This is a genomic window from Glutamicibacter sp. NPDC090743 (genome assembly GCF_044769125.1).
GTDB lineage: Bacteria > Actinomycetota > Actinomycetes > Actinomycetales > Micrococcaceae > Glutamicibacter.
Window position 1 is genome coordinate 1 of record NZ_JBIVXE010000012.1, and the last position, 14,172, is coordinate 14,172.

The window sequence follows — 14,172 nt, forward strand, 5'->3', positions numbered from 1 at the left end:
CACTACAACTAGCGCCCCCCCCACTCCACCACCGCCTCTTGGTTGGGTTTCTGGTGGGGGGGGGGCGGCCGGGGGGGGGGGGGGGGGGCCCGCCCCCCCCCCCCCCCCCCCCCCACGGCACTGGACGTTCGTCGCCCCGAAACGAAGTTGCACCAATTCGCGTGGCTTCTCTTGCTCGATCGCCTAGGCTAGTTCATACGATGGAAACTAGAGCACAGACACATCAGACCGGCGGCCGCGACCGCGCGATCGCCGAACGGAATCGCACCGGTGAAGATGAGTTCCGCGTAGACATTGAGCGCATCCGCTTCTCCCCGTACTTCTCCCGGCTGTCCTCGGTGACGCAGGTGATTCCCCAGGCGGGTTCAGGCACCCTGGTCCACAACCGATTGACCCATTCGCTGAAGGTTTCGGCGGTGGCCCGTTCCATCGCCATCGGCCTCCGAAGGCGTGACGAACCTACTAGGCGACTAATCTCCGACTTAGGAGGGTGCGACCCGGTAGTTGTCCAAGCAGCGGCAGCCGCCCACGATCTGGGCCACCCGCCTTTCGGGCATCTGGGAGAGCAGGAACTCGACCGGGTCGCCCGCGATACCTTGGGGCTTCCCGACGGATTCGAAGGCAATGCACAGACCTTCCGGATCCTCACCGCCCTCGATAGCTGCGATGCCACACCGCGCGGCATGAACCTGACTCGCGCGGTTCGCGCGGCTGTACTCAAATATCCCTGGACGCGCAATGAATGGCGCAGCCAGGCCCCGGTCGCCCCGGAGCTGCTCCCCCGTGGCGTCGGCGCGAATCCGGCTGCTGGCGCCATGAAGTATTCAGCCTACGATATCGAGGCTGAGGAAATGGACGACGTCCTGTCGGTCTTCCCGGGCATCGGAAAATACCAGCAGACGCTGGAAAGCTCGGTTATGGATATCGCAGACGATATCGCCTACGCGGTTCATGACCTCGATGATTTCTATCGCGCTGGCATATTGCAATACACCAGCGTCTCCGCTGAACTGCGAGCGTGGCTGGATCAGTCTGTCCGCTTCCAAGCCCTGAAGGCCCCAGAGCTGGACCAGCGGCAGCCGGGCCACGCGCTGGAAATTACGTGGCGCCATGTCCTGGCGAAGGATCCTTGGATTGCCAATCCAGACGCATTCCGCGCCTCGGTGCAACGGGTCGGCCATGACCTCGTCGATGGCTTGCTCGCAGTTCCCTACGACGGCGGCCTGCAGGCGGACCGTGCGGTTACCGCCTTCACTCGGCGATGGATTGACCGGTTGCAGGAATCGATCACCGTTGAACGCACGCCTAATGTGCGCAGCGGCCATATCCGCTTGAGCGATGAAGCATGGCATGACGTCGTAGTACTCAAGTTCGTCCATGCCCGCTTCGTCTTGGACCGTTCAGACCTGGCGGTATACCAGCGTGGGCAAACGCGAATTATCCGTTCCCTGGCAGAAGGCTTCAACACCTGGCTCAATGATCCGGAGGATGCAGGGCGCGCACCGCGACGGTTGCTGGACTCGGTGGAAGCTACCACCGAGGAATACCGCCAATTGCGCGAGAGCACCCCGGAGCTGTTCTCGCAGTCCGGCCCGCAAGAGATCCAACGGCTGGGCCAGGCCCGGGCCATCGTCGATTACATTGCTTCCTTCACCGATGCCCAAGCCGTCTCGTTGAATTCGCTGCTAACCGGCACCTCGGACAATCTCTGGGAAGCCGGCCGCGGGCTCTAGTCAACGGCCTCTCGCGCACCTGCCCGCGGCAAAATCGCTAGTCCGATTAACGAGCCATTGGCCGTTGCTCGCCCACATGAGCAACGGCCAATGTCACCAACTCGAAAGTTGCGCTCAGGGGTTAGAGGCCCAGGCTTCGGATGAGTTCCACCAGGGTTGCAAGAAGATCGCTCAACATCAAAATACCTCGTTCTAATCAGTTGGATTGCTGTTTCGTTCCGGGTCGGAATTCCCGTTCCGGCACTTAGTACATTAGCGCAAAATATCCCTAGTCAAAGCGATTTTCGGCATTGTGAGAAACCTTTAACACAATGTAAATCGCCCCTTTACGCCACGTTTCTCATTGCCCGTATTTGGACCAGAAATACCGTCGCTGCGGCATGCGCCCCGCCCGGAGCGTGACAGATTATGACGACGTGCTCCTGCACGCCGGGCAACGCTTACGCGCCAAAGGCGTGGCGTTGAGCGGTGCATGAGCCGCACCGGAGGCCACGGGCCCAATTGCCCTGCAAACTGGTCTCCGCGCATGATCGGCGAAGAGCCTTTTCAGTCCGTGCCAATGAGTCGGTGGCCCGTGGGAGCATGTACTTGCAAGCGTCCATCTACTGTTGAGGAACATCAGGCCTGACCATGGATTCACAATTGGCTGTCAGAATTATCGAAGCTGTTCGGCTTCTCCACAGCCTGGGCTATCGCGGGTTGAGAATTCTCCCGGGAATCAACGCTTCAGGAACTGCCTGGAGAATTGCCGTCTTCAACGTGACGGAGTGGCGCGCCGATGATCGATTCGGCGGGCCTTTCCTGGCCCGGGAAAGTTGCCTCTACTCGACGGCCGATGAAAATGTGTTCAACCAGAAAATCCAGTTCCCCCACGACGTCAGCCATGTCAACGTTGCAGAAGCCATCCTCATTGGCATGCCATCGCTACAGCGTTCAAGCATGGAGGACACCGGCAATCGCGAATACGTTCAGTGGTATGCGCAATTGGCAGCTCGGGTCAACCAGCTCACCGATTTGCCGGTAGCGTACGCCGATTACTTCGACGACACGGAAGGTTGGGAAATCGGCTGGGGAAGCGAACAGCGCTTTCCGCATCCTCCTGCCTACGCGCCTGAGAACGCAGACTAGGATAGAAGCTCGGCATCCAGGTCTGCTCCATCTGCTTGAGCTATGCATGCATTTGGCTCCACCAGCGAGAACCAGAAGTCCCTTCCATGGCTCCTAGGTGATCCGTCGTTGAAAAACCAAACCTGGAAGAAGCTGCCGGTCGACGAGCTCTGAGATGACCATGATCCGGTTGTTGAATGCCACGAAAAACAGCACACTGAGCCAGTACCGTTCTTCGATTCAAGGACCACCTCGACTGGTATGCCACGCAGAGTACAGCGGAAAATCTATGATGCGCGGAAAGCCGGGCAAATCCCCGAGAACGGGAAAAGCTGGTCATCATCGACTACCGCGAGTTTCGGCACCCTAACGGGAAAATGATCAAGAATCCGGGACATGACCTCCGGGTGGTAGCCTCCATCCTGGAAAAGGCCATAAGAAGCTCGCGTCCCGAAATTATTATCATTTTCAAGGTACCCGGGCAGTCGAATAGTTGAAACGGTTCCACAGGTTGAAGCAGCTGGCCCCAATCCTCACTGAGGATTGAGGCCAGCTGATTGGCTGCAAGGACTACTTGGTCAGCAGTTCAAGAGCCTTGTTCAGGGTTGCGCTTGGGCGCATGGCCGCTGCGGTCTTGGCTTCGTCTGGGCGGTAGTAGCCACCCAGCTCGACAGCCTTGCCCTGCACCTCGGCCAGCTCGGCAACGATGGCTTCTTCATTCTCGCCCAGTGCCTTGGCAACTGCGGAGAAGGCCTCGGCCAGTTCTGCGTCCTTGTCCTGCTTTGACAGCTCTTCAGCCCAGAACTTGGCCAGGTAGAAGTGGCTGCCGCGGTTATCCAGCTCGCCCACCTTGCGCTTAGGCGACTTGTCTTCCAACAGGAAGGTGCCGGTTGCAGCGTCGAGGGTATCGGCCAGCACCTGGGCGCGGGCGTTGTTGGTAGTCACTGCCAGGTGCTCGAAGGAAGCACCCAGGGCCATGAACTCGCCCAGCGAATCCCAGCGCAGGTGGTTCTCGTTCACCAGCTGCTGCACGTGCTTCGGAGCCGAGCCGCCGGCACCGGTCTCGAACAGGCCGCCGCCAGCCAGCAGCGGAACGATCGAGAGCATCTTGGCCGAAGTGCCCAGTTCCAGGATCGGGAACAGGTCGGTCAGGTAGTCGCGCAGCACGTTGCCGGTCACCGAGATGGTGTCCTCGCCCTTGCGGATGCGGTCGATCGAGTACTGGGTCGCTTCGACCGGGGACAGGATCTCGATGGTCAGGCCCTCGGTGTCGTGCTCCTTGAGGTACTCGTTGACCTTGGTGATCAGCACTGCGTCATGGGCGCGGTTCTCATCGAGCCAGAAGACAGCCGGGGTCTGGGAGGCGCGGGCACGGTTCACTGCCAGCTTCACCCAGTCGCGGATGGCTACATCCTTGGTCTGGCAGGCGCGCCAGATGTCGCCAGCGAAGACCTGGTGCTCGATGAGCACTGCATCGTTCTCGTCGACGATCTGCACGTGGCCGTTGCCAGCGATTTCGAAGGTCTTGTCGTGCGAGCCGTATTCCTCGGCCTTCTGCGCCATCAGGCCGACGTTCGGCACGGTGCCCATGGTGGTCGGGTCGAACGCGCCGTTGGCACGGCAGTCGTCGATGGCCACCTGGTAGATGCCTGCGTAGGAGGAATCCGGGAGCACAGCCAGGGTGTCTGCGGTGTCGCCCTTGGCATCCCACATCTTGCCGCCCAGGCGGATCATGGCCGGCATCGAAGCGTCGACAATCACGTCCGATGGAACGTGCAGGTTGGTGATACCCTTGTCGGAATCGACCATGGCAACTGCCGGGCCCTCTTCCAGGCCCTTGGCGATCAGCTTCTCCACGCCGGCGCGCACCTCGTCGGACAGCTCGTCCAGGCCGCCGAGGATGGCTGCCAGGCCGTTGTTCGGGTTCAGGCCGGCTGCTGCCAGCTCGTCGCCGTAGGTTTCGAACAGCTCGGAGAAGTAGGCCTTCACCACGTGGCCGAAGATGATCGGGTCGGAGACCTTCATCATGGTGGCCTTCAGGTGCGCCGAGAACAGCACGCCCTCTTCCTTGGCGCGGGCCACGGAGTTCTTCAGGAACTCGGACAGGGCCGCGGCGTGCATGACGGTGCCGTCGATGACTTCGCCGGCCAGCACGTCGAAAGGCTTCTTCAGGACCTTGACTTCGCCGTCTTCGCCGACGAAGCGGATCGAGATCTTCTTGTCCGCGTCGATGACTACGGACTTCTCGTTGGCAGCAAAGTCGTCAACGCCCATGGTGGCCACGTTGGTCTTCGAATCAGCGGCCCACTCGCCCATGGAGTGCGGGTACTTGCGAGCGTAGTTCTTCACGCTCAGCGGTGCACGGCGGTCCGAGTTGCCCTCGCGCAGGACCGGGTTCACAGCCGAACCCTTGATCTTGTCGTAGCGTGCGCGGACGTCGGTCTCTTCATCCGAGGTCGGGTTATCCGGGTAGTCAGGCAGTGCGTAGCCGGCAGCCTGCAGCTCGGCGATGGCAGCCTTCAGCTGCGGAATCGAAGCCGAGATGTTCGGCAGCTTGATGATGTTTGCATCCGGGGTCTTGGCCAGGTCGCCAAGTTCTGCCAGAGCATCACCGATGCGCTGCTCTTCGGTGACATAATCCGGGAAGGTAGCGATGATGCGACCAGCCAGCGAGATGTCGCGGGTCTCAAGTTCCACACCGGCGGTCGAGGCGAAGGCCTCCACGATTGGCAGGAACGAGTGGGTCGCCAGCATAGGCGCTTCGTCGGTGTGGGTGTAAATAATCTTTGCCATAGGTGTGGCGTCTCCCTGAACGTCGTGCGGAAGCGGTGTTACCGCCCTGAACTCAACGTTCCAAATCTACCTGATTTTGCTCTGCACCACACTTTGCGGCAGCGGGAAATACGCGCGGCAACGCCGTTTATTCACCGAAATGCCGGGCTGGACAGCCTGCAAGCAGTTCGTCACATTTAAGTTAATCAGCGATAACTCAACAGAGTTATTCGCTATTCGGCTCTTCCGCCGGCCAGCGCTTCGAGATTCGCCATGGCCTCATCGAAGAGCTCAACTGGATCTGCAGGCTCCCCGGCGCTTTCCGCCTGGCCGAAGCTCTGCCAGGCCACGCGCCAGAGGGCGGCCAAGGCTTCGCCAATCATCAAGGCTGGCATGGCCGGCACCAGCCCGCGGCGGCGCAGCTCCTGCGAGGTGGCAGCGCAGAAGGCTTGATCTTGCCGGGTGATGGCCAATAGCAGCTTCGGCTCCGTGGCAATCAACCGGGAAATGCGCCGGTATTCGTTGCCGCGAATCTCGGCAACAAGGATTCGGCGGCATTCGTTGGCCAGCAGCCGAAAAATCTGCGCGCTCGTGGATCCGTCAGCGATGGGGCATTCGGTCACGGCCTGGATCAATTCATGCTGCGCCGGCACCATGGCCGCTTCCCTGGATTCGCAGTAGCGGAAGAAGGTCCGCTCGGAAATGCCGGCCCGGGCAGCGATCTGCCCCACGGTCACCGACTCCAGGCCCTGGAGTTCCACCAGCTCCAGGGTTGCTGCCCGGATGGACTGGATCGTTGCCTCTTTGCGTTCCTCGCGAATCCCCATGGCGCTCTCCGATGCTCCGGACTGCCTGTACTGCGCAGGCCTCGTCCACCAAATTTGTTTCCTGTCACAGTCTGACAGATTCGCTTACGAAAAAGTGGCAGAGTGTGACAGTATTTAGCGGTTGACACTCCACAGGAAGAAGACTTCGTGACTACAAATCCCCCTAGAACCAGCGCCAAGCCAAGCGCGGCGCCCGCCGGGCAACTCTCCACCAAAACCCTGACAGGCATCATCGCCTCGCTGGCCCTGGCCGCTTTCATGATGATCCTGAACGAGACCGTGCTCACGGTAGCGCTGCCCGGCATCATGCAGGACATGGGCATTTCGGCGTCCACCGGCCAGTGGCTCACCACCGGATTCCTGCTGACCCTGTCAGTCGTCATCCCCACCACTGGCTTCCTGCTGCAGCGCTTCGCGCACCGGTCGCTGTTCTTCTTCGCCATCATCAGCTTCATCCTCGGCACCGTCATCGCGGTGCTGGCGCCGAGCTTCGCCTTCTTGCTGCTGGCACGCGTTATCCAGGCCATCGGCACGGCCATCGTCCTGCCCTTGCTGATGACCACCACCTTGACGCTGGTGCCCGTCCACCAGCGCGGCACCATCATGGGCCTGAACTCGATCGTCATCGGCGTCGGCCCGGCTATCGGGCCTACCGCCTCGGGAGCCATCGTGCACGCATTGGGCTGGCATTACATCTTCATCCTGATGCTGCCGATCGCCGTGGCGGTCCTGGTACTGGGCGCCATCTTCTTCAAGATCCCTTCCAGTGCACGCAAGATCAAGGTGGATTCGGCTTCGGTGCTACTTTCCGCCTTGGCCTTCGGGTTCCTGGTGTACGGCATTTCCAGCATCGAGCATGCCGCGGATAACGCCACGATGATGATCGCCAGCTTCGCCATCGGCCTGGTGGCCCTGGCACTGTTCATCATCCGCCAGGTCAAGCTGGCCGCCAGCGGCCGCGAACTGCTGAACCTGACCCCGTTTGCCTCGCGCAGCTTCAGCTTCGCGATCGCGATGATCATGATTGCCTTCGGCACCCTGCTCGGTTCGCTGATGATCGTGCCGATCCTGCTGGAATCCGGGCAGGGCATCGACTCGCTGCAGATCGGCATCATGCTGCTTCCCGGCGGGCTGGCCCAGGCCATCGCCTCGCCGATTTTCGGGCGGATCTACGACAAGCGCGGACCGCGCCCGGTGCTGATCCCCGGCGCCGTGCTCCTGGCCGCCGGGCAGTGGATGTACACCACTGTCACCGCGCAGACCGAATTGTGGATGTTCATGCTCTGCCACATCGTCTTCTCCATCGGACTGGCCCTGCTGATGACCGGCTTGATGTCCTCCGCGATGGCTTCGGTGGATCCGCGCCTGTTCGGCCACGGTTCGGCAATCTTCAATACCGCGCAGCAGCTGGGCGGCGCCATCGGCACCACGGTCTTCGTGACCGTGATGTCGCTGCTGTCAAAGGTCCAGCTGGACGCCGGGTCCGAGCTGGCCGAGGCCTTGTTCTCTGGCGCGCATATCTCGTTCATCGTCGGCGCCGTGCTGGCCACGATCGGGATCGTCTTCGCCTTCATGATCAAGGGCGAGAAGCCGCACGCGAATCACTGAGGCGCCACTTCGGCGTTGCTGGCCCTCAAGGCCTGGAGGGCGGGAGCGCTGGCACCCGGACCAGCGGCAGATGGCCCAGATAAGAGAGCAATCAGCCCGAGCGATGGAATTCCTTTTGGCATTACACCGCTCGGGCTTCATTTGTCCTATGAATGCTTTTCTACCGGCCGGGAACGTGCCGAGGCGCTAAGCCGACTCCGCAAGGCAGGCCGTCCTTACACATCGGAAGATAGTGGGCAAACGACAAGAATGACGAAATGTCTAGAAACAGATAACCACCCGACCTCGGTCACCATTGCCCAGCGTGCTCCAATCATGCGCCAGCTAGGCAGTTCAATACAGCCTGAGCGGACCATTTATTGGAGGCAACTAATGGTAGAACCGGGTCGTGCGCCGTTAAGCATTCATTCATCGGAAAACGCGAGAACGAAGGATAAGACCTACGCCATCGAAACAGAAAACAGGCTCGGAGCATGACCGCACGCACAACATCAGCGAAGAGCTAAAAATCGACTCGAGTCATGGAAAGCAGAAGCCCCCTATTGTGATCCTGAAGTAGCAAAGGCGTAAATAGACTGTGTTCATGATCGTGATTGCTAAAGGCAGGTAATCGCTGCCGTTACTGCAGTCAGCTTAGCCCGGGTGTTTCATGATGGGTGCCGTAATTAACTGTCATTAAAGACGAAAGAGTGATCTGAACTGGGAAAATAAAGGTGTCTAAGCCAAAATTCCATGAGTTCAAGGATCACTCTTTCAGTGAATAATCATACCGGTCTTTACCCGCAGCTCCCAACCGTGACCATATCCCAGAATCTGGTGTCCCATGCTGGGCTGTCCACGCTGACCGGCCTGCTCAACAGCCTCGGGTTCCGGCAACTGGCCGAGGACCGGCTCGGCCAGTTCGTCCCCGCCACCGCGACCCACCGTCCAGGGAAAATGATCAGCGACCTGGTGCTGACCCTCGCCGCTGGCGGGGAGCACGTCACCGACACCGACCAGCTACGCGTTGCCCGAGGCGTGTTCGGGTCGGTGGCTTCCGAATCAACGTTCAGCCGCTTCTTCACCCGCCTCGCCGAGCATCCCGGCGCGTTCGACTAGCCTTCGCGACCATGCAAAGGGAGGTCCGTTCCCGGCTCTGGGCCGCTGCTGGCCGGCGCAGCCCGGCCGTGCGGACAACCCGCGCCAACCCGCTCATCTTGGATATCGATGCCTTATTGGTGCATGTGCACTCCGACAAGGAAGGCGCCAAAGGCACTTACAAGCGCGGGTACGGGTTCACTCCGATGATCGCCATGGCCGATTACGGCCAGGGCCATGGCACCGGGGAGGTGCTGGCGGTGAGGATGCGCCCCGGCAACAAGGGAGCGAATTCCGCGGCGGACCATATCAGCATCCTCACCGAGGCGTTGGCCCAGTTGCCTGATGATTTCTATGACCAGGATGGTTGCCTGATCGGTGAGAAGATCCTGGTCCGCACCGATAGTGCTGGGGCGTCCCGCGAATTTTTGCACCACTTGCATGCCCTGGGTTTGCAGTTCTCCACCTCGTACGCGCTGCCCGTGGTCAATGAGCGGTTCATCGGATGGATCAACGAGAAGAAGTATTGGGAGCCGGCACTCACCGCCACCGGCAAGATTCGTGAGGATGCGTGGGTGATCGACGCGACCAAGATCTTGGGGTTGAGGGATTATCCGCCGGGCACCAGGATTTATTTGCGGGCCGAGCCCTTGCATCCCGGGGCGAAGGCCAACCTGTTCGATACCGCCGGGAATCGGGTGACCGCATTCTTGACCAATGCTCCTCGGTTTGATCCGGCGTTCTTGGACGTGCGGCATCGGGCGCGGGGCCGGTGCGAGAACCGGATCAAGTCGTTGAAGGCTGCCGGGTTGGGCAAGTTGCCGTTTTTCGCGTTCGGCGCGAACCAGGCCTGGGCGAATCTGGCGATGTTCGCTTTGAACCTGGTGACATGGCTGCAGCTGGCGGTGCTGCCGGCCGAGCATGCCGCCGTCAGTTGGGATTTGAAGCGGTGGCGGTATCGTATCTGGTCGCTGGCCGGGAAGCTGGTGACCGGCAGCCGAAGGCCGCGAATACTGGTCAACCAGGACGCACCAGAAGCGGGTCTGGTGCTGTTGTTGCAGGAGCGGATCAGCAGGCTGGCTGGCAGGTGGCGAGACGGGCACTTGGCAGCCTGAGCCGCTGGCGTCCGGTCCCTGATTCCTTCAACGGCAATGCAGTTTTCGGTGGGTGGTGGCCGGTGCATGCGCCAGCGGGTGGCGCTCTTCGTCGTGCCCGCAAATGCGGAAACCCACCAGTGCGTGGCTTACGCCAGTCGTAGGTGGGTTTCCGGACCGTCATGAAAAAGTTGGGTTAGCTGATCTCGATTCTCACAACTCTTCTTTGTCATTGCGATGGTCTTTAACTGCGGTTAAAGCTGCAGTTACGAGTGCAAATGCGAACGCTATCCAGAGGTTCTCTAACACTTCAAGGAAATGACGGTTAGCCAGCGCGCAATAAACACCAGTCAACACCGAAAGACCGAGGATAGATATCGTAAGATACAAAGCGACCCGACGAACTACGAGTTTGCGAGCCCATCTCATATTAGGCAACTCCTGTCTGAACCAGTAGCTCCCACGCTATCCCGGGTATGGAGCATTGCGAATCGGAGCGAGTTGTGCTGCTGTCAGACCAACAGCAGCCAGTGCTGCGGCAATCTTCTTCCTATACTTCCAAACCAAACGTGCGACACGGACCAAAACCCAAGACGTTGCAGGAATTCCAACACAGCCAACAATCACTTCCGTGACCTGCATGATTACTTGGTTCTTGGAAACGCCTTTTCGGAAAACCCAGGCTGCAGTTAACGCGCAACTTACAATAGCAGCTGGGCCAGGGAGCGGTAACCCTGCGGGTTGCATTACACCCAGATCATTCAATCGCTTCTGACGCTTAGCCATCTGGGCAATCTCAATATCCGAGACTGAACCGAATTCTTCAAACGCACGCTCGAAATCTTCGATGTTCTGCAAATCTTTGCTATCCGGATCACAGGTATTGCAATCGTATAGTGAAGTTAATTTGTCGCCCGCTTGCTCATTGCGCCCTAGTTTAGCTGCTTGTGGCGCTAGTAACCCTAGTAGAACTACTGGGGCAAGGTTGAAAACTACATTCCGTCGATCTAACGACATCGCATCCAGACTTTCTATTTTTCAGTGATGAATTCTGTCCACGTATAGAAGCTACTAGTAAGATAGAGATATAGCAATCTTTTTTGGAAAATCGACATACCTTAGTAAAGAGGCGCGGACCCTTGGGATGCCATGGTGCTTCTGAGAGACTTTACGAACGTCAAGCAGCTTATCCAAGCCAGCGAGTTCCTACTCTTTGTGGCGCTCACTCCCTGGAAGGCTTTGAGAACAGGAGCTTCTTCAGGGTTGGGAATGAGCCTGCTCTAGTGCAGTGCAAGACTTGAATGGCTTTTAAATTGACATGTCGCCAGCAGATCAACGATCTTTTATCAGCGGGGGCTGCTCCCTGATTCTGGCCTCGATTGGGCGCTTATGCGGCCGTTTGAGATTACGGTTTTCACAATTCTTAACTCGTATATCACTCCGCAGCTCGAAGGTCTGACTTGTGCTTATGACAATCGGACGATGCGGTCCTGTTACACTCACGATGGCAACGCGATTTCTTCCATATGAATCCGACAAGTCAAGATTTATACACAAATTTTTGAAGCGGCGGGGCAGACATAGGTGATGGCCCATTAGTTATTTTTGGGATCGCACCACTTACGCCCCTTCTGGTTCCCAGCAAAGTACCGATCCACGTGCTGCCGGTGCATTCTGCCGGGTGTACCTTCTCGCCTTGTCTGCAAGGTGATAGCTTGAAGGCCAATCAGGGAAAACCAGAAGCCTTGGTCTTCCTCATCCCCGGGTCACCGGGCAGCCAGACAGGGACACAACATGGCAGCATTGCCGGAAACCGATATGAGCGATCTGGCCATTGCCTCGCGGGCAGTGCTCAGGCCGATCTCCCGGATTGCCGAGGCGGCCGGAATCCCGCAGGACGCGCTGGAGCCCTACGGCAAGTACAAGGCCAAAATTGATCCTGCCCTGCTGCCGGCCAACGGAAGCCGGCCCGGAAAAGTCGTCCTGGTCAGCGGCATGTCCCCGACGCCGGCAGGGGAAGGCAAATCCACCATGGTGGTGGGCCTGGGCGACGCGCTGGCTGCCACCGGGACCAAGACCATCATCGCGCTGCGCGAGCCCTCAGTCGGCCCGAGCTTCGGGATGAAGGGCGGAGCCACCGGTGGAGGCCAATCCCAGGTACTGCCCATGGACGAGATCAATCTGCATTTCACCGGGGATTTCCACGCCATCACCAGTGCGAACAACCTTCTCATGGCAATGCTCGACAACCACCTGCAGCAGGGCAACGAGCTGGGCATCGACCCGCGATCCATCACCTTCAAGCGGGTGCTGGACATGAACGACCGCGCATTGCGCCACGTGGTGATCGGCCTGGGCGGTACCGCCAACGGGGTGCCGCGCGAAACTGGCTTCGAAATCACCGCCGCCTCCGAGGTCATGGCTGTTTTCTGCCTGGCCACCGGGCTGGCGGACCTGCGCGCCCGATTGGGCAGGATCACCGTCGGATACACCTACGCCAAGGCCCCGGTCACCGCCGATGACCTGGGCGCGGCGGGTGCGATGGCGCTGCTGCTCAAGGAAGCCATCAAGCCCAACCTGGTGCAGAGCATCGGGGGCACTCCCGCGCTCATCCACGGCGGGCCCTTTGCCAACATCGCCCACGGCTGCAACTCGGCCATCGCCACCAACACCGCCCGCGCACTGGCCGACGTGGTGGTGACCGAAGCCGGCTTCGGCACCGATCTGGGCGCCGAGAAATTCATGGACATCAAGGCCCGCTACGCCGGGTGCCCGCCGGACACGGTGGTCATTGTCGCCACCGTCCGCGCACTGAAGATGCATGGTTCGGTGCCCAAGGAGGAGCTGGGGGAAGAAAACGTCGAGGCCGTGCGGGCCGGGCTGCCGAACCTGGAACGCCACGCCTCGATCGTCTCGAAGTTCGGCATCCAGCCGGTGATCGGCATCAACCGCTTCACCACGGATACCGATGCCGAGCTGGAAGCGGTCACCGGCTGGGCAAAGCAGCAGGGCATTGCCTGCGCCATCGCCGATGTCTGGGGCCAGGGCGGCTCCGGAGCAGGCGAGCTGGCCGCCATGGTGCTGCGGACCATCGGGGAACCGGGCAATTTTGCCCCGCTGTACGAGCTGCAGCAGCCGGTCGAGGACAAGATCCTGGCCCTGGTGCGCGGCGTCTACGGCGGCGAAGGCGTCGAGTACTCCCCCAAGGCCCGGCGGATGCTCCAGCAGATCCACGACAACGGCTGGTCGCACCTGCCGGTCTGCATCGCCAAAACCCAGTACTCCTTCTCCGATGACCCGCAGCTGCTAGGCGCCGCCAGCGGCTTCACCGTGCAGGTCCGCGAGCTGATCCCCAAGACCGGTGCCGGATTCATCGTGGCCATCACCGGGGCGCTCACCACGATGCCGGGACTTCCGCGGGTGCCAGCGGCCCTGCACATGGATGTCGACGAGCACGGCAACGCCATCGGACTGTCCTAGCGGCCAGGCAAGGCCGCGGGGATCGCCAGCGTGCCGGGATTCCACGGCGGGCGAACATGGTAATTCCCTGATCGCACCGCTTTTCGCCACGATTCACGGCTAGGCTATGTGAACCAGCACCCGATAGCTGGCAACCAAGCAAGGCACGGATGAAGGGAAATAACCATGGGAACCGAAAACCACGACGAAACCACAGGTCCAGCTCAGACTCCGGACCCAGAGGGCGAGAACACTACTGTCCCTGATCCGGATGCGGCCCAGAACGCGCCTATTCCGTTCGGGCATGAAGATTCCGACGGCGAAGAAGGCCAGTAGCCGCACCGCCAGCCACAAGACCTGCCCGAGGCCAGGATTCCGCAAGGATTCCTGGCCTCGGGCTTTAGTATTCCACGTGCAAAACGCCTGATCAGATGACAGATGGGAACACCGCTCCAGCAGAATTCCGGGAAGCGATGCTCAAAAACCCTGCCAAGA

The 14,172-nt window shown here is 60.1% G+C and carries 8 protein-coding genes and 1 pseudogene; 6 read left to right on the forward strand and 3 right to left on the reverse strand.

Annotated elements, in window-relative coordinates:
* Positions 1 to 200 precede the first annotated feature (200 nt).
* Together ACIQTS_RS17755 and ACIQTS_RS17760 are read left to right on the forward strand one after the other, a co-directional pair.
* The gene (locus ACIQTS_RS17755) at positions 201 to 1,733 is read left to right on the forward strand and encodes a dGTP triphosphohydrolase (protein ID WP_365945776.1); all 1,533 of its coding nucleotides are present in this window, start codon (positions 201 to 203) and stop codon (positions 1,731 to 1,733) included.
* A gap of 630 nt (positions 1,734 to 2,363) precedes the next feature.
* Entirely contained in the window at positions 2,364 to 2,861 is a 498-nt protein-coding gene (locus ACIQTS_RS17760) for a hypothetical protein (RefSeq protein WP_365945775.1), read from the forward strand.
* A gap of 549 nt (positions 2,862 to 3,410) precedes the next feature.
* Here ACIQTS_RS17760 and ACIQTS_RS17765 read toward each other — a convergent pair.
* Positions 3,411 to 5,633, reverse strand: coding sequence for an NADP-dependent isocitrate dehydrogenase (locus ACIQTS_RS17765; RefSeq protein WP_402474244.1), 2,223 nt, complete (start codon positions 5,631 to 5,633; stop codon positions 3,411 to 3,413).
* A gap of 212 nt (positions 5,634 to 5,845) precedes the next feature.
* A complete protein-coding gene (locus ACIQTS_RS17770; protein ID WP_400343547.1) occupies positions 5,846 to 6,439 on the reverse strand; it encodes a TetR/AcrR family transcriptional regulator in 594 nt (197 codons plus the stop codon).
* Positions 6,440 to 6,586: 147 nt separating this feature from the next.
* On the opposite strand from ACIQTS_RS17770, the gene ACIQTS_RS17775 reads away from it, so the two are divergent.
* Together ACIQTS_RS17775 and ACIQTS_RS17780 are read left to right on the forward strand one after the other, a co-directional pair.
* Positions 6,587 to 8,047, forward strand: a complete 1,461-nt coding sequence (locus tag ACIQTS_RS17775) for an MDR family MFS transporter (RefSeq protein ID WP_402474247.1) — start codon at positions 6,587 to 6,589, stop codon at positions 8,045 to 8,047.
* 756 nt (positions 8,048 to 8,803) lie between these two features.
* Positions 8,804 to 10,239: pseudogene (locus ACIQTS_RS17780) on the forward strand (IS1380 family transposase).
* A gap of 444 nt (positions 10,240 to 10,683) precedes the next feature.
* Here ACIQTS_RS17780 and ACIQTS_RS17785 read toward each other — a convergent pair.
* Positions 10,684 to 11,235 (reverse strand): hypothetical protein, encoded by a 552-nt coding sequence (locus ACIQTS_RS17785; protein WP_400291381.1) that lies wholly within the window; start codon positions 11,233 to 11,235, stop codon positions 10,684 to 10,686.
* Between the two features lie 777 nt (positions 11,236 to 12,012).
* Between ACIQTS_RS17785 and ACIQTS_RS17790 the strand changes: the two genes are divergently transcribed.
* Both ACIQTS_RS17790 and ACIQTS_RS17795 read left to right on the forward strand, forming a co-directional pair.
* On the forward strand, positions 12,013 to 13,698 hold the full coding sequence (locus tag ACIQTS_RS17790; RefSeq protein WP_402474249.1) for a formate--tetrahydrofolate ligase: 1,686 nt from the start codon (positions 12,013 to 12,015) through the stop codon (positions 13,696 to 13,698).
* 165 nt (positions 13,699 to 13,863) lie between these two features.
* The gene (locus ACIQTS_RS17795; protein ID WP_166650680.1) at positions 13,864 to 14,013 is read left to right on the forward strand and encodes a hypothetical protein; all 150 of its coding nucleotides are present in this window, start codon (positions 13,864 to 13,866) and stop codon (positions 14,011 to 14,013) included.
* Positions 14,014 to 14,172: the final 159 nt, after the last annotated feature.

Coding starts and splice junctions, on each gene's coding strand:
- ACIQTS_RS17755 (WP_365945776.1), top strand. CDS start 201: ATGGAAACTAGAGCACAGACACATCAGACCGGCGGCCGCGACCGCGCG.
- ACIQTS_RS17785 (WP_400291381.1), bottom strand. CDS start 11,235: ATGTCGTTAGATCGACGGAATGTAGTTTTCAACCTTGCCCCAGTAGTT.
- ACIQTS_RS17790 (WP_402474249.1), top strand. CDS start 12,013: ATGGCAGCATTGCCGGAAACCGATATGAGCGATCTGGCCATTGCCTCG.
- ACIQTS_RS17795 (WP_166650680.1), top strand. CDS start 13,864: ATGGGAACCGAAAACCACGACGAAACCACAGGTCCAGCTCAGACTCCG.
- ACIQTS_RS17760 (WP_365945775.1), top strand. CDS start 2,364: ATGGATTCACAATTGGCTGTCAGAATTATCGAAGCTGTTCGGCTTCTC.
- ACIQTS_RS17770 (WP_400343547.1), bottom strand. CDS start 6,439: ATGGGGATTCGCGAGGAACGCAAAGAGGCAACGATCCAGTCCATCCGG.
- ACIQTS_RS17765 (WP_402474244.1), bottom strand. CDS start 5,633: ATGGCAAAGATTATTTACACCCACACCGACGAAGCGCCTATGCTGGCG.